This is a genomic window from Achromobacter sp. T5-5 (assembly GCF_055397965.1).
The window spans coordinates 2,890,046-2,915,845 of the sequence record NZ_AP027919.1 but is presented as its reverse complement, the minus strand read 5'-3'; the positions used below and the strand labels follow the sequence as shown (position 1 = coordinate 2,915,845).

At 68.5% G+C, this 25,800-nt stretch carries 22 protein-coding genes; 17 read left to right on the top strand and 5 right to left on the bottom strand.

Going from position 1 to position 25,800, the window contains the following annotated elements:
- The first annotated feature begins 4 nt into the window (after positions 1-4).
- From ACZ50Q_RS13185 to ACZ50Q_RS13145, 9 genes are all read left to right on the top strand, one after another.
- On the top strand, positions 5-3,301 hold the full coding sequence (locus tag ACZ50Q_RS13185; RefSeq protein WP_464081801.1) for a DUF802 domain-containing protein: 3,297 nt from the start codon (positions 5-7) through the stop codon (positions 3,299-3,301).
- Entirely contained in the window at positions 3,298-3,948 is a 651-nt protein-coding gene (locus tag ACZ50Q_RS13180) for an OmpA family protein (RefSeq protein WP_076520581.1), read from the top strand. The genes ACZ50Q_RS13185 and ACZ50Q_RS13180 overlap by 4 nt, the downstream gene beginning before the upstream one ends.
- Positions 3,938-4,678 carry a DUF2894 domain-containing protein gene (locus tag ACZ50Q_RS13175; protein ID WP_464081800.1) on the top strand — a complete coding sequence of 247 codons (741 nt, stop codon included), beginning with the start codon at positions 3,938-3,940 and terminating at the stop codon, positions 4,676-4,678. The genes ACZ50Q_RS13180 and ACZ50Q_RS13175 overlap by 11 nt, the downstream gene beginning before the upstream one ends.
- A gap of 73 nt (positions 4,679-4,751) precedes the next feature.
- Positions 4,752-4,997 (top strand): ParD-like family protein, encoded by a 246-nt coding sequence (locus ACZ50Q_RS13170; protein WP_076520579.1) that lies wholly within the window; start codon positions 4,752-4,754, stop codon positions 4,995-4,997.
- Positions 4,998-5,789 (top strand): type I methionyl aminopeptidase, encoded by a 792-nt coding sequence (gene map / locus ACZ50Q_RS13165; protein WP_464081799.1) that lies wholly within the window; start codon positions 4,998-5,000, stop codon positions 5,787-5,789.
- A 130-nt stretch (positions 5,790-5,919) separates the two neighbouring features.
- Positions 5,920-7,167 carry an MFS transporter gene (locus ACZ50Q_RS13160; RefSeq protein WP_464081993.1) on the top strand — a complete coding sequence of 416 codons (1,248 nt, stop codon included), beginning with the start codon at positions 5,920-5,922 and terminating at the stop codon, positions 7,165-7,167.
- A gap of 250 nt (positions 7,168-7,417) precedes the next feature.
- The gene (locus tag ACZ50Q_RS13155) at positions 7,418-8,404 is read left to right on the top strand and encodes a Bug family tripartite tricarboxylate transporter substrate binding protein (RefSeq protein WP_464081798.1); all 987 of its coding nucleotides are present in this window, start codon (positions 7,418-7,420) and stop codon (positions 8,402-8,404) included.
- A 9-nt stretch (positions 8,405-8,413) separates the two neighbouring features.
- Positions 8,414-9,226 carry an SDR family NAD(P)-dependent oxidoreductase gene (locus ACZ50Q_RS13150; protein WP_464081797.1) on the top strand — a complete coding sequence of 271 codons (813 nt, stop codon included), beginning with the start codon at positions 8,414-8,416 and terminating at the stop codon, positions 9,224-9,226.
- A gap of 88 nt (positions 9,227-9,314) precedes the next feature.
- Positions 9,315-10,256: a diguanylate cyclase domain-containing protein gene (locus ACZ50Q_RS13145; protein WP_464081796.1), complete on the top strand. Its 942-nt coding sequence runs from the start codon at positions 9,315-9,317 to the stop codon at positions 10,254-10,256.
- 14 nt (positions 10,257-10,270) lie between these two features.
- On the opposite strand, the gene alaE is transcribed toward ACZ50Q_RS13145, so the two are convergent.
- Entirely contained in the window at positions 10,271-10,714 is a 444-nt protein-coding gene (gene alaE / locus ACZ50Q_RS13140; RefSeq protein WP_464081795.1) for an L-alanine exporter AlaE, read from the bottom strand.
- Between the two features lie 116 nt (positions 10,715-10,830).
- Here alaE and ACZ50Q_RS13135 point away from each other — a divergent pair, with 116 nt between their 5' ends.
- Entirely contained in the window at positions 10,831-11,454 is a 624-nt protein-coding gene (locus tag ACZ50Q_RS13135) for a glutathione S-transferase family protein (protein ID WP_464081794.1), read from the top strand.
- Between the two features lie 11 nt (positions 11,455-11,465).
- On the opposite strand, the gene sodC is transcribed toward ACZ50Q_RS13135, so the two are convergent.
- From sodC to ACZ50Q_RS13115, 4 genes are all read right to left on the bottom strand, one after another.
- Positions 11,466-11,990, bottom strand: coding sequence for a superoxide dismutase family protein (gene sodC / locus ACZ50Q_RS13130; protein ID WP_076520573.1), 525 nt, complete (start codon positions 11,988-11,990; stop codon positions 11,466-11,468).
- Between the two features lie 172 nt (positions 11,991-12,162).
- The gene (locus ACZ50Q_RS13125; protein WP_464081793.1) at positions 12,163-13,497 is read right to left on the bottom strand and encodes a DUF445 domain-containing protein; all 1,335 of its coding nucleotides are present in this window, start codon (positions 13,495-13,497) and stop codon (positions 12,163-12,165) included.
- A gap of 78 nt (positions 13,498-13,575) precedes the next feature.
- Positions 13,576-14,769: an AI-2E family transporter gene (locus tag ACZ50Q_RS13120; RefSeq protein WP_464081792.1), complete on the bottom strand. Its 1,194-nt coding sequence runs from the start codon at positions 14,767-14,769 to the stop codon at positions 13,576-13,578.
- Between the two features lie 76 nt (positions 14,770-14,845).
- Positions 14,846-15,778 carry a LysR family transcriptional regulator gene (locus ACZ50Q_RS13115; RefSeq protein ID WP_076520570.1) on the bottom strand — a complete coding sequence of 311 codons (933 nt, stop codon included), beginning with the start codon at positions 15,776-15,778 and terminating at the stop codon, positions 14,846-14,848.
- Positions 15,779-15,983: 205 nt separating this feature from the next.
- Between ACZ50Q_RS13115 and ACZ50Q_RS13110 the strand changes: the two genes are divergently transcribed.
- The 7 genes from ACZ50Q_RS13110 (at position 15,984) to ACZ50Q_RS13080 (ending at position 25,469) form a co-directional block, all read left to right on the top strand.
- Complete coding sequence (locus tag ACZ50Q_RS13110; protein WP_464081791.1) at positions 15,984-18,104, top strand: 3-hydroxyacyl-CoA dehydrogenase NAD-binding domain-containing protein; 2,121 nt, start codon at positions 15,984-15,986, stop codon at positions 18,102-18,104.
- A 24-nt stretch (positions 18,105-18,128) separates the two neighbouring features.
- Positions 18,129-19,310, top strand: a complete 1,182-nt coding sequence (locus tag ACZ50Q_RS13105) for an acetyl-CoA C-acyltransferase (RefSeq protein WP_464081790.1) — start codon at positions 18,129-18,131, stop codon at positions 19,308-19,310.
- Positions 19,311-19,320: 10 nt separating this feature from the next.
- Positions 19,321-20,517, top strand: a complete 1,197-nt coding sequence (locus ACZ50Q_RS13100; RefSeq protein ID WP_464081789.1) for an acyl-CoA dehydrogenase family protein — start codon at positions 19,321-19,323, stop codon at positions 20,515-20,517.
- A gap of 9 nt (positions 20,518-20,526) precedes the next feature.
- Positions 20,527-21,660 carry an acyl-CoA dehydrogenase family protein gene (locus tag ACZ50Q_RS13095; protein ID WP_464081788.1) on the top strand — a complete coding sequence of 378 codons (1,134 nt, stop codon included), beginning with the start codon at positions 20,527-20,529 and terminating at the stop codon, positions 21,658-21,660.
- A 16-nt stretch (positions 21,661-21,676) separates the two neighbouring features.
- Positions 21,677-23,617, top strand: coding sequence for an acyl-CoA synthetase (locus ACZ50Q_RS13090; protein ID WP_464081787.1), 1,941 nt, complete (start codon positions 21,677-21,679; stop codon positions 23,615-23,617).
- A 37-nt stretch (positions 23,618-23,654) separates the two neighbouring features.
- Positions 23,655-24,638 (top strand): tripartite tricarboxylate transporter substrate binding protein, encoded by a 984-nt coding sequence (locus tag ACZ50Q_RS13085; RefSeq protein WP_464081786.1) that lies wholly within the window; start codon positions 23,655-23,657, stop codon positions 24,636-24,638.
- Positions 24,639-24,782: 144 nt separating this feature from the next.
- Complete coding sequence (locus ACZ50Q_RS13080; RefSeq protein WP_092578415.1) at positions 24,783-25,469, top strand: GntR family transcriptional regulator; 687 nt, start codon at positions 24,783-24,785, stop codon at positions 25,467-25,469.
- Positions 25,470-25,800: the final 331 nt, after the last annotated feature.

Below are 25,800 nucleotides of genomic sequence, written 5' to 3'. Positions count from 1 at the left end.
CACCATGTCCAAGACTCTGATCAATATCGTGGTTTTCCTGGCCGGACTGGCCGTTGTGGGCTGGATCGGCGCAGGCTATGCGGGAACGAACCCGCTGGCCCTGGCCGTGACGCTGCTGATCGCCGTCTGCTACCTGGCCGGCGCGCTGGAGCTGCTGCGTTACCAGCAGGCAACGTCATCCCTCGCGCGCGCCGTGTCGGACCTGGACGAGGCGCCCGGCAGCCTGGGCGCCTGGCTCGACAAGGTGCCCGCCGGCCTGCGCAACGCGGTGCGCCTGCGCATCGAAGGCGAACGCGTGGGCCTGCCCGGACCGTCGCTGACCCCCTATCTGGTCGGTCTGCTGGTGCTGCTGGGCATGCTGGGCACGTTCCTCGGGATGGTCGTGACGCTGCGCGGCACCGGCCTCGCGCTGGAAAGCTCGACCGACCTGGCCGCGATCCGCGCGTCGCTGGCCGCCCCCGTCAAGGGCCTGGGCTTTGCCTTCGGCACGTCGATCGCCGGCGTCGCCGCCTCCGCCATGCTGGGCCTGCTGGCCGCGCTGTGCCGGCGCGATCGCGTCCAAGCGGCGCAGCATCTGGACACCAAGGCCGCGACCACGCTGCGCGTGTACTCGCAGAGCTACCAGCGCGAGGAATCCTTCAAGCTGCTCCAGCGCCAGGCCGAGGTCATGCAACGACAGGCCGAAGCCATGCCCGCCATCGTCGGCCAGCTCGAAGCCATGATGAAGGGCATGGAACAGCAGAACCAGGCGCTCAATGAGCGCCAGCTCGCCAGCCAGACCGCCTTCCAGGGCAAGGCCGAAGCGGCATACGCCCGCCTCGCGTCCATCATGGAACAGTCCATGAAGGACAGCGTGGCGCAGAGCGCCCGCTCGGCGGGCGAAGCGCTGCAGCCCGTGGTGCAAGCCACCATGGACAGCCTGTCGCGCGAAACGGCGACGCTGCAGGAAACGGTCGCCCAGGCGGTCCACCAGCAGTTGCAAGGCATGACGGCGGGCCTGCAGGCCGCGACCACGGACGTGGCCGGCATCTGGAGCCAGGCGGTGGCTGGCCAGCAGCGCGCCAGCGAAGCCATGGCGCAGGACTTGCGCGCCTCGCTGGACCGCTTTGCCCAGACCTTCGAACAACGCTCGGCCGACCTCCTGGACAGCGTATCGGCGCGCCTGGAGGCGTCGTCGGGCCATATGTCGCTGGCCTGGACCGAGGCGCTGTCGCGCCAGCAGCAGGCCGGCGAAAAGCTGGCCGGCGACAATCTGCAGGCCCTCACAGCCGCGGCGGCCAGCTTTGAACAGCATTCCGCCTCGCTCCTGCGCACGCTGAACGCGTCGCACACCGCCCTGCAATCGGAACTTGCCTCGCGCGACCAGCAGCGCCTGTCCGCCTGGACCGAGACGCTGGGCGCGATGGGCGCCACGCTGCGCCAGGAATGGGAACAATCGGGCGCGCAGGCGGCCGCCCGCCAACAGGAAATCAACGACTCGCTCGCGCAGACTGTGCGCGACGTCGCCGCGCAGGCAACGGCGCAGGCCGCCCTGCTCGATGGCGTGTCGGCCCGCCTGGAAGCCGCCGCCAACGGCGTGTCGGACCAATGGACCCGCGCCCTCGCCCGCCAGGAAGAAACCAGCGGCAAGCTTGCCGCCGGCAACCAGGCCGCGCTGGAGGCCGCCACGGCGGCCTTCGAACGCCATGCCACCTCGCTGCTGCACACGCTGGACCAGTCGCACGCCGAACTGCAGACGGCCCTGGCCGAACGCGACGAAGCCCGCCTGGCCGCCTGGAGCGGCACGCTGGCCGCGATGACCGCCAAGCTCGGCCAGCAATGGGAACAGGCCGGCGCCAGCACCGTGGCCCGCCAGCAGGAAATCAACGACGCGCTGGCCCAGACCGCGCGCGGCATCGCCAGCCAGACCGAGGCGCAGGCCGAACGGCTGCAGAACATGTCCGCCCGCCTGGAAGCCGCCGCGGGCAGCGTCACGCAAGCCTGGACCGATGCGCAGGCCCGCCAGGAAGACGTCGGCAGGCAGCTTGCCGCCGACAACCAGCGCGCCCTGGAAACGGCCGCGGCCGCCTTCGGCCAGCACGCCGACGCGCTCCTGCGCACGCTGGACCAGTCGCACGCCGACCTGCAGGCCGCGCTGGCCTCGCGCGACCAGGAGCGCCTTGCCGCCTGGACCGGGTCGCTGACCGCGATGGCCGCCAAGCTGGGCGAGGAATGGGAACAGGCCGGCACTCAGGCCGCCCTGCGCCAGCTCGAAATCAGCGACGCGCTCACCCAGACCGCGCGCGACATCTCCGCCCAGACGCAACAGCAGGCCGCCCTGCTGGACGGCGTGTCGGCGCGACTGGAAACCGCGGCCGGCCACGTCACGCAGGCCTGGACCGACACACAGACCCGCCAGGAAGAAGTTGGCAGGCAGCTCGCCGCCGACAACCGCCAGGCGCTGGAAGCGGCATCGGCCGCGTTCGGCGCGCACTCGGCCGAATTGCTGGAGACGCTGGCGCAATCGCACACCGCCCTGCAGACGGCGCTGGCTGCCAACGACGAGGACCGGCTGGCCGCCTGGACCGGTAAGCTGGCCGCCATGGCCGACGCGCTGCGTTCGGAATGGGAACAGGCGGGCGCGCGGGCCGCCCGCCTGCAGCAGGATATCTGCGACACCCTGGGCCTGACCGCGCAGGACATCACGGCGCAGACGCAGGCCCATGCCAGCGAAACCATCGCCGAGATCGGCCGCCTGGTGCAGGCGGCGTCCGAAGCGCCGCGCGCCGCCGCCGACGTCATCGGCGAACTGCGCCAGAAGCTCTCGGACAGCATGGTCCGCGACAACGACATGCTGCAGGAGCGCAACCGCCTGCTGGAAACGCTGGGCACCCTGCTGGACGCCGTCAACCACACCGCCGCGGAGCAACGCACGGCCGTGGACGCGCTGGTCGCCTCGTCGGCCGACATGCTCGAGCGCGTGGGCGCGCAATTCACCGACAAGGTCGACGCCGAGACCGGCAAGCTGACCGAGGTAGCGTCGCTGGTCACCAGCAGCGCCGTCGAAGTGGCCAGCCTGGGCGAAGCCTTTGGCGTTGCGGTGCAGGCCTTCGGCGAATCGAACGACAAGCTGACGGCGCACCTGCAACGCATCGAGGCGGCGCTGGACAAGTCCATCGCGCGCGGCGACGAGCAGCTCTCGTACTACGTCGCGCAGGCCCGTGAGGTCGTGGACCTGAGCCTGATGTCGCAGAAGCAGATCATCGAAAACCTGCAGCAGCTGGCCGCCCAGCGCGCCACGGCGGGAGCGGAAAGCGCATGAGCGACGATATCGACGGCGGCGTGGAGCCCACGGCGCCCGCCTGGGCCGTCTTCGGCGACCTGATGTCGGTGCTGCTGGGCGCCTTCGTCCTGATCCTGGTGAGCGTCGTCGCGGTGCAGCTGCAACTGTCGACGCGGCTGGAAGAAGCGGTCAAGCAGCGCCAGGAAGAGACGCAGCGCCGCGAAACCCTGGAGCAGGCGCTGGCCGGCCCGCTGGCCGCCGGCCGCGTGACGTTGATCAACGGGCGCATCGGCATCAGCGGCAGCGTGCTGTTCGCGCTGAACTCCGACCAGCTCCAGCCCGAAGGCCGCGAGATCCTCAAGAGCCTGATCGAACCGCTGTCCGCCTACCTGACGACCCACAACGAGATCCTCATGGTCAGCGGTTTCACCGACGACCAGCAGGTGCGCGAAGGCAACCGGCGCTTTGCCGACAACTGGGACCTTTCCGCCCAGCGCGCGCTCACCGTCACCCGCGCCCTGATCGACGAGGGCGTGCCGTCCTCGATGGTGTTCGCGGCCGCCTTCGGCGCCGAGCAGCCCGTGGCGTCCAACGCCGACGAGGAAGGCCGCGCGAAGAACCGCCGCGTCGAAATCACGCCTATCCCCAAACCGTCCAACGAAGCGGGTAAGCCCGGTGAGCAGTGACGGCAGCCGCCCGGGCCTCGTGGACGCGCGCGCGGCGCTGGACGCCTGGCGCGCAAGCGGCGCGGACCGCGTCAATCCCCTGCGCTTTCACCTGATCGACGCGCTGGACCGCCGCGCGGCGGCCTACGGCGGGCAGGCTCGCCAGCGGCTGGACGAACGGCTGGCCGGTTTGATCCAGGCCTATGAGGCGGAACTGACCGGCGCGGCCGGGCCGGATGCCTTGCCGGCGCCCGCCCAGCCCGGACCGCTCGCCAGCCTGGTCTCCTACATCGACCGGCCCGCGCCTGCGGATCGCCCGGACACCGCCCCCGGCGCCGCCCCGGCCGAGGCCGAGCTGCCCGGTCCCGCCGACCACCTCGCGCGCGACGCGCTCGGGTTACGCGCCGCCTACCCGGAGTTGCCGCTGCTCGACGAATTCCGGGCGCTCTGGTCCCGCTTCAGCGCCGACCGCCAGGTCCGCCAGTCGCAGGAGCAGGTGCACAAGAACGCCGGGCCGCTCAATTCCAACCAACTGGTGCACCGCGCGCTGTCCCTGATGCGCGAACTGTCGCCCGGCTACCTGCAGCAGTTCCTGTCGTACACCGACGCGCTGATGTGGATGGAACAGATGACGGCCGCCTCCGCCCCCGCCGCCAAGGAAGCGCCCCGCGCCAGCGCCGCCCGCAAATCCCCGCGCGGCAAGTCCCGCAAGGAAAGCAAGCCAGCCAAGGAAAGCAAGGACGGCGCCTGAAGGCGATTTGCGCGCGCCCCCCGCGCCGCAGTACCATACGTTCCATATACAAACCATATACGGAACATCCACTATGGGCATCGTCAAGATTTCCGAGCAAATGCACGAGAACCTGCGCGTGGCCAGCGGCGCTCTCAGCCGCTCCATCAATTCCCAGGCCGAACACTGGATGCGCATCGGCATGCTGTCCGAGCTCTATCCCGAACTGCGCCACGCCGACATCTGCCAATTGCTGATCCGCATCGAACAGGCCGACGGCTTCACCATCGCCGCGCTCTCGCAAGGGCGGCCGCAACCCGCGCAGCAGGAGGCCGCGTAAATGGCCAAGAAGGTTTCCATCAAATCGGCCGCCGACATCGAAATGGCCCGCAAGGCGGGCGCCATGGCGGCCGAAGTGCTGCACATGATCGGCGAACACGTCCGCCCCGGCGTCACCACCGATGAACTCGACAAGGTCTGTCACGACTACATCGTCAACGTGCTCAAGGCCACGCCCGCCAACGTCGGCTACCACGGCTTTCCCAAGACCATCTGCGCCTCGGTCAACCACGTCATCTGCCACGGCATCCCGTCGGCCAAGGTGCTCAAGAACGGCGACATCCTGAACATCGACGTGGCCGTCATCAAGGACGGCTGGTTCGGCGACACCAGCCGCATGTACTACGTCGGGCAGCCCAGCCCGCTGGCGCGCCGGCTGGTCAACACCACCTATGAAGCCATGCGCGCCGGCATCATGGCCGTCAAGCCGGGCGCCACGCTGGGCGACATCGGCCACGCCATCCAGACGGTCGCGCACCGCGAGCACTTCAGCATCGTCCGGGAATACTGCGGCCACGGCATCGGCCAGATCTACCACGACGACCCGCAGGTGCTGCACTACGGCCGCCCGGGCGAAGGCATGGTGCTGCAGCCCGGCATGATGTTCACCATCGAACCCATGATCAACGCAGGCAAGCCCCAGACCAAGCAGTTGCCCGACGGTTGGACCGTCGTCACCAAGGACCGGTCCCTGTCGGCGCAATGGGAACACATGGTCGTCGTCACCGAGACCGGCTACGATGTGCTGACCACCTGGCCGGACGGCTTCGGCGACTACCCGCCGATACCCTGACCGGGCCGGTCCCTGCCGCAGCGCAAGGATCGGAGTGCAAGACAGCAAGGGCGCGATCAAGATCGTGCCCTTGTCGTTTGCGCGACGCTTGCCCCCTTTCCCTCGCTACGCTCACCTGGCTGCGTTCATCATGCCCGCCTATTCCCCGTCCGCCCCGTCCGCCCCGGCTGGCGCCTTCCGGCGCCTGGCCGCCTCGAACCTGGCCGCGCAGTTCTCCGAGCAGATCGCCCTTGCCGCCGCGCCGCTGTACGCCGTGCTGGCCCTGGGCGCCGATGCCGCGCAGACCGGCTATCTGCAGACGGCGCAGACGCTGCCGTTCCTGCTGCTGTCCCTGCCCGCGGGCGTGCTGGCCGACCGCATGTCGCGCCGCGCGCTGATGACCGCCGCCGAAGCGGCCCGCGCGCTCAGCCTGATCGGCCTGCTGGCGCTGCTGTGGATGGGCGGTCTCAGCCTTGCGTGGCTGGCGGCGCTGGGCTTCGTGGGCGCGGTGGGCACGGTGGCCTACAACGTCGCCGCGCCCGCCCTGGTGCCCAGGCTGGTCCCGCCGACCGAGCTGGCCAGCGCCAACCGCTGGCTGGAACTGGCCCGCAGCGCCGCCTTCTCTGCCGGCCCCGCGGCCGGCGGCGCGCTGGTGGGCTGGATGGGCGCTTCCACGGCTTATGTGCTGGCCACCACCCTGTCGCTGCTGGCCGCCGTGCTTCTTGCCGGCCTGCCGCATGACACGCCCAAGCCCGCCCAGCGCCGCCATCCGCTGGCCGAATTGCGCGAAGGCGCGGCCTTCGTCGCCACGCATCCGCTCCTGCGCCCGGTGCTGCTGACCGCGCTCTTTTTCAACGCCGCCTGGTTCATCCTGCTGGCGATCTACGTCGCCTACGCCGTCGATCGCCTGGGCCTGACTGCCGCCGGCGTCGGCATCACCCTGGGCGTGTACGGCGCGGGCATGCTGGCCGGCGCCCTGGCCGCCCCGTGGCTCGCCCGCCGCCTGCCATTCGGCGCCATGATCGGCGCCGGACCGCTGTCGGCGCTGCTGGCCAGCCTCATTCTGCTGTCGACGCTGGCGTTTCCGTCGGGGCCGTGGGCCGCGGTGGGATTCTTCCTGTTCGGCGCGGGGCCGATCCTCTGGACCATCACCACCACCACGCTGCGCCAGTCGGTCACGCCCAACGCCTTGCTGGGCCGGGTGTCGTCCGTGATCGTGACGGCGAACTTCGGCGCGCGGCCCGTGGGCGCCTTGATCGGCGCGACGCTGGCGGCCCGGTTCGGCGTGGACGCCTGCCTTTGGGTGTCGACGGCGGGTTTCTTCATCCAGTTCGCCGTGCTGTTCACGTCGCCCGTGCTGCGGCTGCGCAGCCAACCGCAGGCCGTGGCGTCCGGATAGACGCCCATGCGGGTCAAGACGATTGCACAGGCAAGCATTCAAGACCCGGATCGCCCCCAATGATCTACCCGCAATCCTGAAGAAGTCTCCTGCAAAAACCGCAGCACCGGCGCATCGCCAATGTCCATGCCCACGTCCGTGATTGCGTCGGTTCGCGCAGTTCTGATCTGCGGTTTCAGCTATAGCCAATCCGGGCGCGCTACCTAGAATTTGAAGATTCCAATAATTCAAAAATTCTGGAGACGCAGACATGACCCACCCTCTTCCCACCCGCCGCGCCCTGCTGCTCGGCGCCCTGCTGATGAGCCTGGGCGCCAACGCCTTTGGCGCGCCAGGCGATTGGCCCGAACGCCCCATCCGGCTGGTTGTCGCCGGCTCGCCCGGCGCGGGCGGCGACATCTTCGCGCGCCTGATCGCCGCGCCGCTGTCCAAGGCGCTGAACCAGCCGGTGGTGGTCGAAACAAAGCCCGGGGCCAACGGCATGATCGCCTGCGACACCGTGGCCAAGGCCGCGCCCGACGGCTACACCTTGCTGTTCGCGCCGTCCTCCGCCATTCTCCTGAATCCCGTCGTGCTTCCCTCGCTGCCCTACGATCCGGAAAAGGACCTGCTTCCGATCGCTCAGGTCGGCGCGGCGGGCATATTGCTCGTCGCCAATCCCAGCACCGGCTTCAAGAACCTGGCGGACATGGTCGCGTATGCCAAGGCCAACCCCGGCAAGCTCGCCTACGGCTCCTGGGGCACCGGCTCGTCCGGCAACCTTGCCATGGAAGGCATCAAGGCCCACTACGGGCTGGACATGCCCCACGTGCCCTACAAACTGCTGGTCACCGAAAGCACCGACCTGATCGCCAACAACATCAGCGTCGGGTTCATGGACATCGCCTCGCCCATTCCCCACATGCGCAGCGGCAAACTGGTCGCCCTGGGCCAGACGGGTTCGCGGCGCTGGCCCGCCTCGATGGACGTTCCCACGCTGGCCGAGCAAGGCTACAAATTCGAAGCCGACGGCTGGTACGGCGTCTTTGCCCCCGCGGGAACGCCGCCCGGGATCATCGACCGCCTCAACGCGGAAATCTACCGCGCCCAGCACACGCCGGACGTGCGGGAAAAAATCGAAGGACAGAACATGATCGTTCCCGCAGACATGTCCGCCAGCGACTTCGCGGCATCGATCAAGCGCGACGCCGACATCTGGCAGGGCCTGGCGAAAGTCGCCGACCTGAAGAACAAATAGGCCGCGCACATGGACATGTCTTCCAAACCCGCTTACGCGCCCGACGCCCTGCAAGGGCGCGTGGCCGTGGTGACCGGCGCGACCGGCGGCATAGGCCTGGCCATTTGCCAGCACCTGCGTTCGATGGGCGCCGCGGTGGCCCAGGTGGATATCAACATGGCTGACGCGGGCGCTGAGACCGACGGCCTGCTTAGCGTGCGCTGCGACATCGCCGATCCGGACTCGGTCGCCGACATGGCCGACCAGGTGCGCAGGCGCTTCGGACGGTGCGACGTGCTGGTCAACAATGCGGCGGTCAGCGCGGCGCCCGTGGGCCTGGAGCAATTCCCGCTCGAACTCTGGGACCGCATCTTCCGCATCAACCTGCGCGGCGCCCTGCTCTGCGCGCAGGCCGTGTTTCCCCTGATGCAGGCGCAACAGGCGGGCAGCATCGTCAATGTGGCGTCGATCTCGGCGCGAACCCCGACCCGGGTCGGCGCCTACGGCACGACCAAGGCCGCCCTGCAGGCCCTCACGCGCCAGATGGCCGTCGAATGGGGACCGCTCGGCATCCGCGCGAACGCCATCAGCCCGGGGATGATCCGCACCCCCTTGTCCGAGCCGCACTATCGCGACGAATCCGTGCTGCAACAGCGCATTGCCCATATCCCCGCCAGGCGGATCGGCTTGCCGTCGGACATCGCGGACGCCGTGGCGTTTCTTGCCAGCGATGCCTCCCGCTACGTCAATGGGCAGGACATCGTGGTCGATGGCGGGTTTGTCAACGCGTCGCTGGCCAATCTCCAATCGCTTCCCTCGCGCCGCCAAGGCCCGCCACCGTGACCGCAAGCACCGTATAGCCCTGCCCGTGCTGCAGCCGGCTTTCTTCGAGTACAGTGCCGTGTCCCCATCAATCGACCAAGGATTGGGCATGTCCGAAGAAAGCACGATTCTCGATGACAACGCGGTGTACCGGACCCTGCTGGAGTCCACCAAGGCGATCCCCTGGAAGCTCGATTGGGCCACCATGAAGTTCGCCTATATCGGCCCCCAGATCGAAGCGTTGCTGGGCTGGAGCGCCGATAGCTGGGTAAGCGTGGAAGACTGGGCCATGCGGATGCATCCGGAAGACCGGGAATACGTCGTGAATTTCTGCGTGTCCCAGTCCCAGGCCGGCGTCGACCATGAGGCGGACTATCGGGCGCTGACCAAGGACAACGGGTATGTGTGGATACGCGACGTGGTGCACGTCGTGCGCAATGACAGCGGCGAGGTCGAGGCGTTGATCGGCTTCATGTTCGACATCACCGAACGCAAGAAGAACGAAGAACAACTGCTCCGCCTGCAAAAAGAGCTGGAGGTCCTGTCCTTCAAGGATGGCCTGACGAACATCGCCAACCGGCGACGCTTTGACAGCAGCTTCGAACTGGAATGGGAACGTGCGCGCGGCGAGTGCCGGCCGCTGTCGATTCTGTTGTTCGACGTGGACTATTTCAAGCAATACAACGACCTGTACGGACACACGCAGGGCGACAAATGCCTGGTTGAAATCGCCCAGACACTGAGCCTGGCGCTGGACGGCCCTCGCGATCTGGTCGCGCGCTTCGGCGGAGAAGAGTTCGTCGTGCTGCTGCCCGAAGCCGATGCCGACGCGGCCCGCAAGGTCGCCGAGCGCTGCCAGCGATTGCTGCACAAGAAGGCCATCGTGCATGCGCTGTCGCCCCATGGCAGGCGCGTGACGGTCAGCATCGGCGCGGGCACCATCGTGCCGGATGGCAAGGCGGAGCGCGCCGGCTTCATCAAGGCCGTGGATCAGCAGCTCTATGCGGCCAAGAAGAACGGCCGGGACCGCACGGAGCATGTGCAGTTGTAGCCGCGCACGCGCGGCTACGCGTTGAGCGACATGGGCTTTGCGCCGCCCAGCGGCAGACCGAACAGATGCCTGACGCCGTTCAGGAAGGCGCCGTAGGGCCGTCCCAATAGCAGCATCATCGCCGCCGCACCCAGCACCCCGCGCACCAGCCCGCTTCCCGACGCCCCGCTCACGGCGATGATCGCGGCATAGATCGGCACCTGGAAACTCATCAGGGCCAGGCTATCCCAGAGCAGCCTGGACCACCGGGTCGCGGAGGCGTGCCGCATCATCCAGTCCCGCCACATGCCATAAGGCCGTCCGACCGGGATCATCAGCGCGCCGCCGATCAGGCGCGCCTGGGCCACCTGTTCCCAGCTCATCCCGGCAATCCAGCGTTCGTTGATGATGCCGGTCGTCGTGAAGAACAGGATCAGTGCCAACGTGTCGGCAAGGTACGCCTTGGTGGAAAGCTGCAATCGAGTCCCCTGGATTCTGTTATGCGCCGGCGCGCCGGATCTGTATCTGGCGGGGCGCCCGCGGCCCCGCTAGACTGCGCCGGAACCTGTCCCGTAACGTGTCAACGCGAAGCGCCATGCTGAAAATCCTGGGCAAAGCCTCATCCATCAACGTGCGCAAGGTGCTGTGGACCTGCGCCGAACTCAACCTGCCGTTCGACCGGGAAGACTGGGGCAGCGGCTTTCGCGCCACAACCGACCCGGCCTTTCTGCGGCTCAATCCCAACGCGATGGTGCCCGTGCTGCGGGACGGCGATTTCGTGCTGTGGGAGTCCAACAGCATCATCCGCTATCTGGCGGGCGAGCATGGTGGCAGCCACCTCTATCCCGCCGCGCCCAAATCGCGGGCCCGGGTGGATCAATGGATGGATTGGCAGGCGACCGACCTGAACCGTTCGTGGAGCTATGCCTTCATGGCCCTGGCCCGGCAGTCGCCCGCGCACCAGGACGCCTGCGCCATCGAGGCGTCCTGCCAGGACTGGACGCGCTGCATGCGCATCCTGGACCAGCGGCTGGCCGAAACGGGCGCGCATGTCGCGGGCGAAGCCTTCACGCTGGCGGACATTCCCGTGGGGCTGTCCGTGAACCGTTGGTTCGAGACGCCGTTCGACAAGCCGGCGCTGCCGGCCGTGGCGGCCTATTACGACCGCCTGGCCAAGCGCGAAGGCTATCGGCAATACGGCCGCAACGGCTCCGCCTGAGCGCCCCCCCGCTACTTGACGACCCCGCAGACCAGGCGCCCGCCTCCGCCGCCCAGCGGTTCCGGCTTGTCGCTGTAGTTGTCGCCGCCCGCGTGGATCATGAGCGCGCGGCCCTTCACGTCGGCCAGCTTCAGATGCGGGGCGACCACGGCCTTCGTCGCGCTGCCGTCGGCGGCCACGGTGAGGAACGGCAAATCGCCCTGATGCCCGTCCGTGGCCATCGGTCCCTTGTGGGCCTTCGTGCCCTTGGGATCCAGGTGACCGCCCGCGCCGCCGCCCGGCGCCGTCTTGCCGCCCACCATGCCCGGCTCGCAAGACCCTTTCTCGTGGACGTGAAAGCCGCGCTCGCCGGGCGGCAGGCCTTTGAGATGCGGGGTCAGCTCCAGCCCCGCCTTGGTGTCTTTCAGGGTGATGGTGCCGGCGCTCTTGCCGACGCCTTCGGGCGTCAGGAACGACATCGAGACCTCCTCGGCCAGCGCCGCACCTGATGCGCCCGCCAATGCCAGAGCCGTCACAAGCATCGAGAATTTCTTCATGAATTGCCTCCTGGAAAGATGCCCGCGGGTTGCGGGCGGCCAACGGCGCAAGCCGCCTCGCACGTCGGGCGGCGCCAATCAAGATAGCACCCGCGCCGGGCGCTTCGCCAGCAAACTTCATTCCTGATACAAGGTTGCGACGCGGCGCGGGCCGGCCGCAATGCCGCGCCGCCTACCCGTTCACCAGCAGCACCATCGCGTGCAGCAGCACGCCGATCAGGCCGCCGACCAGGGTGCCGTTGAAGCGGATGTACTGGAGGTCGCGCCCCACGCTCAGTTCCAGCTCATCCACCAGATGGCGCTCGTCCCAGTTCTTGACCGTGCGCGAGATGTGCTCGGTGACGCCCACGCGCAGGCGCCCGGTCAGCCGGCGCGCCCCGCCCAGCACGTGGTTGTTGATGGCTTCGCGCAGCCCCGGGTCATCGCCCAGCTTGCGGGCCAGCGCGAGCAGCGCGCGTTCCAGGTGCGCGGCCAGGGCGGAGGAGTGTTCGTCCGACAGGTCGCGCCGCAGCGCGGCGTGGATGTCGTCCCACAGGCCCTGGACATATTCCTGGACCTTGGGATGGTCGATGGCGCGCTGCTTCAGGGCTTCGACCTGACCGGCCAAGGCCGGATCGATCTTCAGGCGTTCGATGTAGTTCATCACCCACGCCTCGTAGTCGCGGCGCACCGGATGATCGGGTTCGGACAGCACGTCGCGCAACTCTTCCACCAGCGCGCGCGCCAGCCGGTCGGCCAGGTTGTCGGCGATGTTGTCCACGGACTTGACCACGTCGACCGCCGCGATGATGCGCGGCCATTCCTTGCGGGCAAATTTCACCAGCAGGGTCGAGGCGCGTTCCTTGACGTCTTCTTGCGCCAGATAACCGCCCAGCCGCTCCATCGCGGCATCCAGCAATTCCTGGTGGCGCCCGTCGCGGGTCAGCAGGCCCAGCACGTCGCCGGCGGTGGCCGCTGCGTCCCAGCGCCGCAGGTTGCTCACGACGAACTCCTGGATCACGCCGCGCACCGCCCGGTCGTCCAGCAGGTCCAGCGTCTGCAGCGCCACCCTGCGCGCGCCATCGCTCAAGGCGCGCGCCTGCGCGGGCCGCGCCAGCCAGCGGCTGAGCCGCGCGGCCGGATCGAAGACGCGCAGTTTCTCGATGAGGGTGTCCGGGTCCAGGAAGTGGTCGCGCACGAACACCGCAAGGCTGTCGCCGATGCGATCCTTGTTGCTGGGGATGATGGCGGTATGCGGGATGGGCAGGCCCATCGGGCGGCGGAACAGCGCGACGACGGCGAACCAGTCCGCCAGCGCGCCCACGGTGGCCGCTTCGCAGAAGGCCCGCACCCAGGCCCACGCGCCCTGCCCGCCCATGACATGGCTGGTGATGAAACCGCTGACCATGGCCACCAGCAGCGCCAGCGCGCCGATCTTCATGCGGCGCAGTTGCGCGCGCCGGGCGTCGGAGGCCAGCGCGGAGCGGGTGGCGGAAAATCGGTCGGCGTGGTGGCTGTCGGTAGTCATGGGGAGTCCAACGTATCGAGCCTGCAGCATACCAATCCGAAACGGCGGGACCGTTGCATCATGGCGCGGCGTCGCCCCCTATTCGCTCAGGAACTCCGACAATGCCTCCAGCCCTTCGATATGATCGGCCACCACCTTCGCGATGAACGCGATGGGCACGGACAGCAGCGTCCCCCAGATCCCCCACAGCCACGTGAAAAGCAGCAGCAGGATGAATACCGCCACGGCGTTCATCCGCGCGATGCGGCCCGACATCCAGGTCGTGACCACCACGCCCATCAGCAGCGCGATGGCGACCGAACTCAGGGACACCGCCAGCGCGGGGCCGAGTTCGCCGAACTGCACCAGGCCCGCGATGCCCGTGCCCACCGCCGTCAGCAACGGGCCAAAATACGGAATGATGTGCAGCGCGCCCGCCACCACGGCCCAGGTCGCGGCGTTCTCCAGGCCCAGCAGCCGGAACGCCACCCATGACAGCAATGCAAGCGCCACGTTGGTCACCAGCATCATCGCCATGTACATGTGGATCGAGTTGTTGATCTGGTCCAGCATGTGCACGCTGATCTTCTTCTGCGACAGGGTGTTGCCGGCCATTTTCACGAACTTGCGCTTGAAGGCGTTGCCCGAGAGCAATAGGAAGAAGACCAGGAACACGCACATGGTGGCCTGCCCCACGAAGGTGGCCAGGCCCTTGGATCCCCACAGCAGGATGTCGCTCAATCCCCCATCGGACTTCGCCACGACCACCCGCCCGCCCGTCTGGGGGGTGCCGGACTCCTGCAGGATGCTGGCCGCGCGACGCAGCTTGTCCAGGAACGATCCGTCCCCGCTCAGCAGGCCGCCGAGCGTGCGCGACAGCTTGCTGGATATTTCGGGCAGCGCGTTGATGATGTCGCTGACCTGGTCCTGCGTGACGTAGAACATGCCGAAGATCAACACGGCAATGGCCGTCATCACGAGGATGGTGCCCGCCGCCCGCGGCACGCGGGCGCGCTCGAGCAGCGCCACGACGGGGTCCAGCGTGTAGGCCACCACGATCGCCATGACGACCGGGACGATGAACTCCTGGGCCGCCTTCAGGGCAAACAACACGGCCAGCACCGTAAGCGTCACCAGGCAAAAGCCGCTGACGCGCACGAGCGGCGTGGGCCCGGGCGGCTTGATGAGGCCGGCGTCCTGGGCGGTGACTTTCTCTTCGGCGGGCTCGTCCACGGCCGGTTCCGGACCGTCCCTCTGCGGCGAGGTGTCCACGGGTGTCGCGCTGTCCATCATTCCCCTCGCATCCAATTTAGCGAAGGCCATCAGCAAGTAGCGTGCCCGGGGTTCGGCCGGGGGTTCAACCAGAGGTTCAGCCAGGGCTGACGGCCAGCAGGCCGGGCTCGCCGTCGTGCCGTCGCTGCGCGCGTTCCAGGATGAATTCGATCATCATCGCCAGCGCCCGCGGATGATGGCGGTTGGGCATGTACAGCATATACATGCCGCGCCCGAAGATGCTGAGGCGCCAGTCCGTCAGCGCCGGCACCAGCTCGCCGCGCGCGATGTCCTCATGCACCACGTAGTCCGGCACCACGCCCACGCCCAGCCCCGCCCGGATCGCATCGCGCAGAAAGGCATAGTTGCGCGAAATGACGGTAGGCTCGAGCACGACGTGCTGACGGGGCTGGCCGCCGTAGTAGGCCGACAGGCGCAGCGGCCGGCCGATCACGGCGGCGCTGATGACGGGCATGCCCGCCAGGTCTTCCGGCCGCTGGGGCAGGCCCCGGCTTTCGGCAAAATCCCGCGAGGCGCATGCCACGTAGCGGACCTGACCCAGCTCGCGGGCGACCAGGTGCTGGGGCGGCTCGGACATGATGCGCACGGCAATGTCCACCTCGTCGCGCAGCAGGTCTTCGACACTGTTTTCAAACAGCACATCCAGCACGATATCGGGGTACGCTTTCTTGAACTCCAGCAGCCATGGCGTCATCACGAATCCCCCGTAGCCGCTGGGCACGCTCAACCGCACCTTGCCCTGCGGCGTCTTGCCCAGCGTCTCGACGGATTCGCGCGCGGCCGCCAGTTCGTCCTGGATGCTGCGCCCGTGCTTGTACAGCTTCAGGCCGATTTCGGTGGGTTCCACGCGCCGCGTCGTGCGGCGCACGAGCTGCATGCCGACGGAACGCTCTAGCTGGCTCAGGTGATAGCTGACGTTGGCGCGCGTCATCTTCAGGCGACGCGCCGCCTCGCTCAGATTGCCCGCGTCCAGGATTTCGACCAGCAGGGTCAGGGATTTGGTGTCCATATCGACGCTCCTTGCCGTGCATTGTCAAATTTTCTTGTCCGTAGTGTCAATTATCGATGTCATTGTCAAGACATCTTTACTAGGAAAGAATAAAGCCATAAGAGACGGGCCGCCCCTGGTCCGCCATGCTCCGCCCGCGCAGCCTGCGGCGCACCGGTACGCCGGCGCGGCGCGCGAGCAGGAAGCCACATCGGAGACACTGTCCATGACAGACAGCGCAAGCACCGGCGCCGCCCAGACGCGCCGCTACGAGGACATCCTGGTCGTCGTCATCGACCATCCCCCCGTGAACGCCCTGAGCGCCGCCGTGCGCCGCGACCTGTCGGACGCGATTGCGCAGGCGCAGGCGGACACGCGCGTGCGCGCCATCCTGCTCATGGGCGCAGGCAAGAACTTCATCGCCGGCGCCGATATCCGGGAATTCGGCAAGCCCCCGCAACCGCCGCTCCTGCCAGACCTGTGCAACCAGATCGAAGCCAGCGCCAAGCCCGTCGTGGCGGCCTTGCATGGCGCAACGCTGGGCGGCGGCCTGGAGATCGCCCTGGCGGCGCATTATCGCGTGGCGCTCGCCAGCGCCCGGCTGGGCCTGCCGGAAGTGAACCTGGGGCTCCTGCCGGGCGCCGGCGGCACCCAGCGCGCGCCCCGGCTGATGGGCGCACAGGCCGCGCTGGACCTCATGCTGACGGGCAAGCACCTGTCGGCCCAATCCGCGCTCGACGCCCGCCTCGTGGACGCGCTGTCCGCCGACGAGGATCCGCTGGACGCGGGCCTGACCTACACACGCCAGTTGCTGGCGCTGAAAGCGGGACCTCGCCGCACGCGCGACGCCACCGAGGCGCTGGCGGACACGCAGGCCCAGCTTGCCGCCGTGGACGAGGCCGCCAAGCGCGTGGCCGCTACCGCGCGCGGGCTGTATTCGCCGGCCAAGATCGTTCAGGCCGTGCGCGCCGCCATCGAACAGCCCTTCGATGAAGGCCTGCGCACCGAACGGTCGCTCTTCCTGCAGTGCCTGGACAGCCCGCAGCGGGCCGCGCTGGTGCACGCGTTTTTCGCCGAGCGCGAAACGGCCAAGATTCCCGAACTGAAAGAAGCCCGGTCCCGTCGCCTGGAGCGCGTGGGCATCGTGGGCGGCGGCACCATGGGCGCCGGCATTGCCGTGGCGGTGCTGGACGCGGGCCTGCCCGTGGTCATGGTCGAGCAGGACGACGCCGCCCTTGCCCGCGGCCGCACCCGCGTCGAACAGGTGTACGACCTGCTCGTCAAGAAAGGCCGGATCACCGCCGACGAGCGGGCGGCGCGCCTGGCGCGCTTTACCGGCGCCACGGACTACGACGCCCTGGGCGAGGCCGACCTCATCATCGAGGCCGTGTTCGAAGACATGGCCGTCAAGCAGGCGGTATTCGCGCAGCTTGACCGCGTGGCCAAGCCCGGCGCCGTGCTGGCCACCAATACCTCGTACCTGGACGTGGACCGCATCGCCGAAGCGACGCGCGGACCGGCCGACGTGCTGGGCCTGCACTTCTTCTCGCCCGCCAACATCATGAAGCTGCTGGAAATCGTGGTGGGCCGGCACACCGCCCCGGACACGGTGGCCACCGGCTTTGAACTGGCGCGCCGGTTGCGCAAGGTTCCGGTGCGCGCCGGCGTGTGCGACGGCTTTATCGGCAACCGCGTCCTGGCCGTGTACCGGCAGGCCGCCGACATGATGATGGAAGACGGCGCCTCGCCCTATGACATCGATGCCGCCGTGCGCGAATTCGGCTTCCCGATGGGTCCCTACCAGATGGCCGACCTGGCCGGCGGCGACATCGGCTGGGCCACGCGCAAGCGCCGCGCCGCCACCCGCGACCCCGCGCTGCGCTATGTGCAGATCCCCGACCGCCTCTGCGAGCGCGGCTGGTTCGGCCAGAAGACCGGCCGCGGTTTCTATCTGTACCCGGATGGCGCGCGGCAAGGCACGCCGGACCCCGAGGTCCTGGCGATCATCGACCAGGAACGCGCCCGCGCCGGCGTCACGGCCCGCACGTTCACGCACGAAGACATCCTGCGCCGCTACCTGGCCGCGATGGTCAATGAAGCGGCCAACGTGCTGCACCAGGGCATCGCGCTGCGCCCGTCCGACATCGACGTGGTGTTCCTGTCGGGCTATGGCTTTCCGCGCCACCACGGCGGGCCGATGCACTATGCCGACAGCGTGGGCCTGCCCCGCATCCTTGCCGATATCCGCAGCTATGCGGCAGAAGACCCGGCGTTCTGGAAGCCGTCGCCGCTGCTCGTGCAGCTGGCCGAGTCCGGCCGCTCCTTCGGCAGCCTGAACGCCGCCTGATCCGATCACTACACAGGAATCCCCATGCGCGAAGCCGTCATCGTCTCAACCGCCCGCACCCCCATCACCAAGGCGGGGCGCGGCGAATTCAACCTGATCGCGGGCCCCACGCTGGCCGCGCACGCCGTGCGCGCCGCGGTGGATCGGGCCGGCATCGACCCGGCGCTCATCGAAGACGCCTTCATCGGCTGCGGCTATCCGGAGGGCGCCACCGGCCGCAACGTCGGCCGCCAGGCCGTCATCCGCGCCGGCCTGCCCGTCAGCGTCGGCGGCGCCACGATCAACCGTTATTGCGCGTCAGGCCTGCAAGCCATCGCGTCGGCCGCGGGCCGCATCGTGATGGACGGCGCCCCCGCCGTGATCGCCGGCGGCGTGGAGCTGGTGTCCCAGATCCGCACGCGCGACGACGGCGTCAGCGGCATGGACCCGTGGATCCTCGCCAACAAGCCCCAGCTCTATCTACCCATGATCGAAACCGCCGACATCGTGGCCGCGCGCTACGGCATCAGCCGCGAGGCGCAGGACCGCTTTGCCGCGCAAAGCCAGGCGCGCACCGAGGCCGCGCAGGCGGCAGGCCGTTACCGCGAAGAAATCGTGCCGGTCACCACCACCATGTCCGTCACGGACCGCGCGACGGGCGCCGTCACCGAACGCGAGGTGACGGTGGACAAGGACACCTGCAACCGTCCCGGCACCACCTACGAGGCGCTGGCAAGCCTGGCGCCCGTGCGCGGCGAAGGCCAGTTCGTCACGGCGGGCAACGCCTCGCAATTGTCGGACGGCGCGGCCGCCTGCGTGCTGATGGAAGCGGCCGAGGCCCAGCGCGCCGGCATCCGCCCGCTGGGCGCGTTCCGCGGCCTTGCCATCGCCGGCTGCGAGCCGGACGAAATGGGCATCGGCCCGGTCTACGCCGTGCCCAAGCTGCTGGCGCGCCACGGCCTGAAGGTGCAGGACATCGACCTGTGGGAACTGAACGAGGCGTTTGCGTCCCAGGCGCTGTACTGCCAGGAAAAGCTGGGCATCCCCATGGACCGCCTGAACGTGGACGGCGGCTCGATCGCGCTGGGCCATCCGTTCGGCGTCACCGGCGCGCGGCTGGCCGGCCACGTGCTGATCGAAGGCCGCCGCCGCGGCGCCCGCTATGCCGTCGTCACGATGTGCATCGGCGGCGGCATGGGCGCGGCCGGCCTGTTTGAAATCTACTGAGAGACCCCGCATGGATCTGGAATTCACCCCTGAAGAACTAGCCTTTCGCGACGAGGTGCGCGCCTTCCTGGACGCAAAGCTGCCCCGGCGCCTCGCCGACAAGGTCGCCGACGGCAAGCTGCTGACGCGCGACGACATGACCGAGTGGCACGCCATCCTGAACGCCCAAAGCTGGCTGGCCACGCACTGGCCCGTGGAATACGGCGGCACCGGCTGGAGCGCCACGCAGAAATACATCTTCGACAACGAATGCGCGCTCGCCAGCGCGCCGCGCATCGTGCCCTTCGGCCTGAGCATGCTCGGACCCGTGCTGATCAAGTACGGGTCCGAGGCGCAGCGCCGCCACTGGCTGCCGCGCATCCTGGACGGGTCGGACTGGTGGTGCCAGGGCTACTCGGAACCGGGCGCGGGATCGGACCTGGCGTCCGTCAAGACCACCGCCGTGCGCGACGGCGACAGCTACATCGTCAACGGCCAGAAGACCTGGACCACGCTGGGCCAGTACGCCAACATGATCTTCTGCCTGGTGCGCACGTCGCAGGAAGGCCGGCGCCAGGAAGGCATCAGCTTTCTGCTGATCGACATGAACAGCCCCGGCGTCGAAGTGCGCCCCATCATCACCCTGGATGGCGAGCACGAAGTCAACGAAGTCTTCTTCTCCGACGTGCGCGTGCCCGCGGAGAACCTGGTGGGCGAGGAAAATCGCGGCTGGACCTGCGCCAAGTACCTGCTGACCTACGAACGCACCAACATCGCGGGCGTGGGCCAGTCCACGGCCGCGCTGGAACGCCTGAAGGCCGTGGCCGCCCGCCAGAAAAAGCATGGCCGCCCGCTGGCCGAAGACCCCGACTTCGCCGCGCGCCTGGCGCGCGTGGAGATCGAACTGGCCAACATGCGCACCACCAATCTGCGCGTGGTGGCGGCAGTGGCGGGCGGCGGCGCGCCGGGCGCGGAAAGCTCGATGCTCAAGATACGCGGCACCCAGATCCGCCAGGAAATCACCGCGCTGAACCGCCGCGCCATGGGGCCCTATGCCCGCCCCTTCATCCCCGAGGCCCTCCACGATGGCTACGACGCCCCGACCGTCGGCCCCGAGGGCGCCGCCAGCGCCGCCGCGCAGTACTTCAACAACCGCAAGCTGTCGATCTTCGGCGGCTCCAATGAAATCCAGAAGAACATCATCTCCAAGATGATCCTCGGACTGTAAGGGCAGGCCATGAATTTCGAACACACCGAAGACCGCCGCATGCTTTCCGACATGCTGCGCCGCTTTGTCGCCGAGCAATACGGCTTCACCACCCGCATGCGCAACGTGGAATCGCCCCAGGGCTACAGCCCGGATTTCTGGCGGCGCTATGCCGAGCTGGGCGCGATCGGGGCGCTGTTCGCCGAGGACGACGGCGGGCTGGGCGGCGCGGGCTTTGACATTTCCGTCGTCTTTGAAGCGCTGGGGCGCGGCCTGGTCGTCGAACCCTTCCTGGACGCCCTGATGGTGGGCAGCGCGATCGCCGCGGCCGGCACGCCCGCGCAGCGCGAGGCCCTGGAAGGCCTGATCTCGGGCAGCCTTACCGCGGCGCTGGCGCAGGCCGAACCGGAATCCGGCTACGACCTGAACCGCGTGGCCACGCGCGCCCAGCGCATCGCGGACGGCTGGGTGCTCGACGGCGCCAAGGCGGTGGTCTACGCGGGCGAACATGCCGACCTCTTCCTGGTGTCCGCGCGCACGTCCGGCGACCAGGACGACGAAGCAGGCATCAGCCTGTTCCTGGTCGGCCGGGGCACGCCCGGCCTGGCGCTGCGCGGATACGGACTGATCGACGGCGGACGCGCCGCCGAACTGGTTCTGGACAAGGTGCAGCTCGCCCCCGGCGCCCTCCTCGGACAGGAAGGCGCCGGCCATGCATTGCTAGAGCGCGCCGTCGGCCGCGGCATCCTGGCGCTGTGCGCCGAGGCCGTGGGCGCCATGGACTGCGCCCGCGACGCGACACTGGAATACCTGCGCACTCGGCGCCAGTTCGGCACGCCCATCGGCAGCTTCCAGGCCCTGCAGCACCGCATGGCCGACGTGCTGTTGGAGATCGAACAGGCGCGCTCGGCGGTCATCAACGCGGCCGCGGCCGTCGACCATCCCGACCGGGCCACGCGCGAACGCGCGCTATCCGCCGCCAAAACCACCATCGGCCGCATCGGCACGCTGGTGGCCGAGGAATGCATCCAGCTCCATGGCGGCATCGGCATGACCTGGGAGCTGCCGCTGGCGCACTATGCCAAGCGCCTGGTCATGATCGACCACCAGCTGGGCGACGAAGACCACCACCTGCGCCGCTACATTGCGCTGGGCCAGGCATGAGCGCGGAAGCACGGCCATGATCGACTCCCCTACCGCGACGCTCTCGCGCCCCTTAGCCGCCCCCTTCGCCGCCCCCTTCGCGGTGCGCACCGCGCAGGACGTCCAGCGGCTGCAGGCCCGGCCGCTGGCGGAAACACTGACGGTGCAGAGCACCTACGAGATCTTCTGCAATTCCGCGGCCGCCTTCGGCGACCGGCGCGCCCTGACCTTCCTGCGCAGCGCGGACCCCGCCGACGACGCCATCAGCTGGACCTATCGCGAACTGCTGGCCGGCATCCACCAGACGGCCAACCTGCTGCACAGCCTGGGCCTCCGCGAAGGCGACGCCGTCGGCGTGCTGCTGCCCGGCTGCCTGGAGTACCACCTGGCCCTGTGGGGCGGCGAAGCGGCGGGCATCGTCCAGCCGCTCAACCCGCTCCTGACCGACGACAAGCTCGCGTCGCTGATGACGACGGCGCGCGCCAAGGTGCTGATCGCCTACGGCTCGGACGTCGAATGCGGCTCCTGGTCCAAGGCCTTGCGGCTGATGGATCGGGTGCCGACGCTGCAAACGCTGCTGCGCGTGGCGCCGTGGCACGAGACGGCCGCCGACCGCCCCGCGCTGCCCGACGGCGCCCTCGACTTCGACGCCAGCCGCGCCGCGCAGCCGTCCGACCGGCTGGTGAGCGGGCGCGTCATCCGCGCGAGCGACGTGGCCGCGTACTTCCACACCGGCGGCACCACCGGCGCGCCCAAACTGGCCATCCATACGCACGCCAACCAGGTGTTCTCGGCCTGGGCGGCCGTGCAATTGCAGAATGCCGGCCCGGGCGACGTGGTCATCAACGGCTACCCGCTTTTTCACGTGGCGGGCGTGCTGCCCGCGTCGCTGGCGGCCCTGTCGTCGGGCGTTGAAACCGTCATCCCGACCACGCTGCTGCTGCGCAACCGCGACGTGTTGCGCAACTATTGGCGCCTGGTGGAAAAGCACCGCGCGACCTCGCTGCAGGGCGTGCCGACCATCCTGGCCGCGCTGGCCGAGGTGCCGCTGGACGGCGCGGACATCTCCTCGCTGCGCTACTGCCGCACCGGCGCGGCGCCCCTGCCAGCGGAACTGGCGGCGCGGTTCAAGCGCCTGTTCGGCCTGCACGTCAGCGAGAGCCTGGGCATGACCGAGATGGCCGGCATCACCTCGATTTCCCCGCCCGGCTGCGAATTCCCGGTCAATTGCGTCGGCTTTCCGCTGCCCTACGTGCAGGTGCGCATCGTCGGCCTGGACCTGCCCGCAGGCCAGCCCGCGCGCGACCTGCCCCCCGGCACGCCGGGCATGGTGCTGATCAAGGCGCCCAACGTCATCCCCGGCTTCCTGGACCCCGAAGACACCGCCCGCGCCTTCACCGAAGACGGCTGGCTCATCAGCGGCGACGTCGGATACATGGATGCCGAAGGCCGCCTGCACCTGCAAGGGCGCGCCAAGGACCTGATCATCCGCGGCGGCCACAACATCGATCCCAAGACCATCGAGGACGCGCTCGCCACGCACCCCGCGGTGCAGTTGTGCGCCGCGGTCGGCGCCCCGGACGCCTACGCCGGCGAGCTGCCGATCGCCTTCGTCACGCTGGCCGAAGGCAGCGCCGCGACCGAAGCCGAACTTGTCGCCCACGCCGCCGCCCGTGTGGACGAAGGCCCGGCGCGGCCCAAGCGTGTCATCGTGCTGGACAGCATGCCGATGACCAACGTGGGCAAGATCTACAAACCCGATTTGCGCCGCCTGGCGACCGCCGTGTCGGTCCAGGCCGTGGTGGCGCGCACCCTGCAAGAAGCCGGCCTCGCGCAAGACGACCCCGTCTTTCGCGTGCTGGCCGATGCGCAACCGGATGTCGCCGTAGAAGCCGGCGCCGGTGCGCCCGCGCCGCTGAAGGAACGGCTGCGCGAGGCGCTGTCCCGGCTGCCCGTCAAAGTCGACGTGCGCGACTGACTGGCATCCCATAACAACACACCAGGAGACAACCCACATGCCCCAACTGCCCCTGCGACGCGCCTGCCTCGCCGCCCTGACGCTCACTCTGGCAAGCGCCGCCTTGCCTTTTTCAGCCAGTGCCCAGACCGACTTTCCCACCAAGCCCATCACCCTGATCGTGCCTTTCCCGGCCGGCGGCTCCACCGACCGCCACCTGCGGATCGTCGCGCAGGACGCCTCCAAGTACCTGGGCCAGCCCGTCATCGTGGAGAACCGCCCGGGCGCCGGCGGCACGCTGGGCACGGCCACCATGGCCAAGACGGCCAAGCCGGACGGCTACACGATCGCCCTGTACACGCTGGCGATGCTGCGCATGCCCTACATGCAGAAAAGCAGCTGGGATCCCATCAACGACTTCACCTTCATCGTGGGCCTGTCCGGCTACACCTTCGGCTTTACCGTGCGCTCGGACTCGCCGTTCAAGACCTTCAACGAATACATCGAGGCGGCGCGCAAATCGCCCGGCCGGATCGACTACGGCTCCACCGGCATCGGCTCGTCGCCGCACCTGATCATCGAAGAAATCGCCATCAACGCGAACGTCAAGCTCAACCACGTGCCGTTCAAGGGCAACGCCGACATGCAGCAGGCCCTGCTGGGCGGCCACGTCATGGCGCAGAGCGACGCCACCGGCTGGGATCAGTTCGTGGATTCGGGCAAGATGCGCCTGCTGGTCACCTTCGGCGACAAGCGCACCACCCGCTGGCCTGACGTGCCCACCGCGCAGGAGCTGGGCTACAAGGTCGTGTCCACCTCGCCCTACGGCCTGGCCGGTCCGAAGGGCATGGACCCGGCGGTGGTGAAAATCCTGCACGACGCCTTCAAGAAGGCGCTGTTCGACCAGGCCAGCATGGATGTCATGAAGCAGCTCAACCAGTCGCCCGCCTATCGCAGCAGCGAAGAGTACAAGGCGTGGGCACAGGCCACCTTCGTCAAGGAAAAGGACCTGATCGAACACCTGGGCCTGATGGCGAAGTAGTCCGCCGCGGGCACCCGGGCGCGGGCCCGGCACGGGCGGGGCGCGGACAGATTTTGTATGCAAAAAATGTCTGCCGCCCCGCCCGGCTTTTGTTAGACTGGCTGCCCGATGGTTTCTCCCACCCGGCAGCCCCTGCCGCGCCCCATGATCCAGGAAGTCCAGCCCGACCCCAGCGCCGACGACATCGCCAAGGAAGTGGCCGCCGCCATCGTCGCGCACAAGCTCCCGCCCGGCACCCGGCTGCGCGAAGAGGCCCTGGCCCGGGTCTACAAGGTCAGCCGCACCAAGATCCGCGCGGCGCTCCTGATGCTGTCCAAGGACAAGCTGATCAACATCATTCCGGACAAAGGCGCGTTCGTCAGCAAACCCGATGCCAACGAGGCCCGCGAGGTCTACGCCGTGCGCCGCATCCTGGAGGCCGCGCTGGCCCGGGAATTCGTCGCGTGCGCCCAGGACGCCGACTACCGCCGCATCGACGCCCACTTGGCCGAGGAACGCCGCGCCGTCGAAAGCGGCGACGTACAGGCGCGCAACCACCTGCTCAGCCATTTCCACATCCTGCTGGCCGAAGCCGTCGGCAATTCAGTGCTGACGGGCATGCTGCGCGAGCTGTCCGCGCGCAGCGCCGTCATCACCGTGCTGTTCCAGAGCTCGCACGACGCCAGTTGCTCCTCGCGCGAGCACCACGCCTTCATCGAAGCGGCCCGCGCGGGCGACGTCGAACGCGCCTGCGCCCTGATGGACGAACACCTGGAACACGTGCTGGCCGCGCTGGACTTTGCCGGCGACCGGCAGCCGGGCAGCGACCTGGTGGCTGCGCTGCTGAGCTGATTAGCCGCCCCTCCACGCGCGCCGGCCTGACTGCATAGACGTCTTAAGTCTAGGTAAACGGCGGCCGCCGCAATCTCCAGCTCCAAGTCTGCAAACATCCGTTTGAGGTTTGCCGCATGCTCATACGGGCACGCCGGCTTCCATTTCCTTCGGCGCCACCACGGTCTGGCGCTCTGTATACCCATGCGTCAATAACGCCTTCCGCTCAGGGAGGCGCCAGAATCCTGCCCATCGCACTTTCGAATAATTCCTAAATCTGGTGGATCGATTGAAGCAGATAATCACGGCCGATCAATCGCCAGCCCCGGCCGCTTTGAGATTCCCAGGCAGC

Bases quoted from the DNA above. Each gene is read 5' to 3' on its own strand.
- ACZ50Q_RS13185 (WP_464081801.1), top strand. From the start codon at position 5: ATGTCCAAGACTCTGATCAATATCGTGGTTTTCCTGGCCGGACTGGCC.
- ACZ50Q_RS13180 (WP_076520581.1), top strand. From the start codon at position 3,298: ATGAGCGACGATATCGACGGCGGCGTGGAGCCCACGGCGCCCGCCTGG.
- ACZ50Q_RS13170 (WP_076520579.1), top strand. From the start codon at position 4,752: ATGGGCATCGTCAAGATTTCCGAGCAAATGCACGAGAACCTGCGCGTG.
- map (WP_464081799.1), top strand. From the start codon at position 4,998: ATGGCCAAGAAGGTTTCCATCAAATCGGCCGCCGACATCGAAATGGCC.
- ACZ50Q_RS13160 (WP_464081993.1), top strand. From the start codon at position 5,920: ATGCCCGCCTATTCCCCGTCCGCCCCGTCCGCCCCGGCTGGCGCCTTC.
- ACZ50Q_RS13155 (WP_464081798.1), top strand. From the start codon at position 7,418: ATGACCCACCCTCTTCCCACCCGCCGCGCCCTGCTGCTCGGCGCCCTG.
- ACZ50Q_RS13150 (WP_464081797.1), top strand. From the start codon at position 8,414: ATGGACATGTCTTCCAAACCCGCTTACGCGCCCGACGCCCTGCAAGGG.
- ACZ50Q_RS13145 (WP_464081796.1), top strand. From the start codon at position 9,315: ATGTCCGAAGAAAGCACGATTCTCGATGACAACGCGGTGTACCGGACC.
- ACZ50Q_RS13135 (WP_464081794.1), top strand. From the start codon at position 10,831: ATGCTGAAAATCCTGGGCAAAGCCTCATCCATCAACGTGCGCAAGGTG.
- sodC (WP_076520573.1), bottom strand. From the start codon at position 11,990: ATGAAGAAATTCTCGATGCTTGTGACGGCTCTGGCATTGGCGGGCGCA.
- ACZ50Q_RS13125 (WP_464081793.1), bottom strand. From the start codon at position 13,497: ATGACTACCGACAGCCACCACGCCGACCGATTTTCCGCCACCCGCTCC.
- ACZ50Q_RS13120 (WP_464081792.1), bottom strand. From the start codon at position 14,769: ATGATGGACAGCGCGACACCCGTGGACACCTCGCCGCAGAGGGACGGT.
- ACZ50Q_RS13115 (WP_076520570.1), bottom strand. From the start codon at position 15,778: ATGGACACCAAATCCCTGACCCTGCTGGTCGAAATCCTGGACGCGGGC.
- ACZ50Q_RS13110 (WP_464081791.1), top strand. From the start codon at position 15,984: ATGACAGACAGCGCAAGCACCGGCGCCGCCCAGACGCGCCGCTACGAG.
- ACZ50Q_RS13105 (WP_464081790.1), top strand. From the start codon at position 18,129: ATGCGCGAAGCCGTCATCGTCTCAACCGCCCGCACCCCCATCACCAAG.
- ACZ50Q_RS13100 (WP_464081789.1), top strand. From the start codon at position 19,321: ATGGATCTGGAATTCACCCCTGAAGAACTAGCCTTTCGCGACGAGGTG.
- ACZ50Q_RS13095 (WP_464081788.1), top strand. From the start codon at position 20,527: ATGAATTTCGAACACACCGAAGACCGCCGCATGCTTTCCGACATGCTG.
- ACZ50Q_RS13090 (WP_464081787.1), top strand. From the start codon at position 21,677: ATGATCGACTCCCCTACCGCGACGCTCTCGCGCCCCTTAGCCGCCCCC.
- ACZ50Q_RS13085 (WP_464081786.1), top strand. From the start codon at position 23,655: ATGCCCCAACTGCCCCTGCGACGCGCCTGCCTCGCCGCCCTGACGCTC.
- ACZ50Q_RS13080 (WP_092578415.1), top strand. From the start codon at position 24,783: ATGATCCAGGAAGTCCAGCCCGACCCCAGCGCCGACGACATCGCCAAG.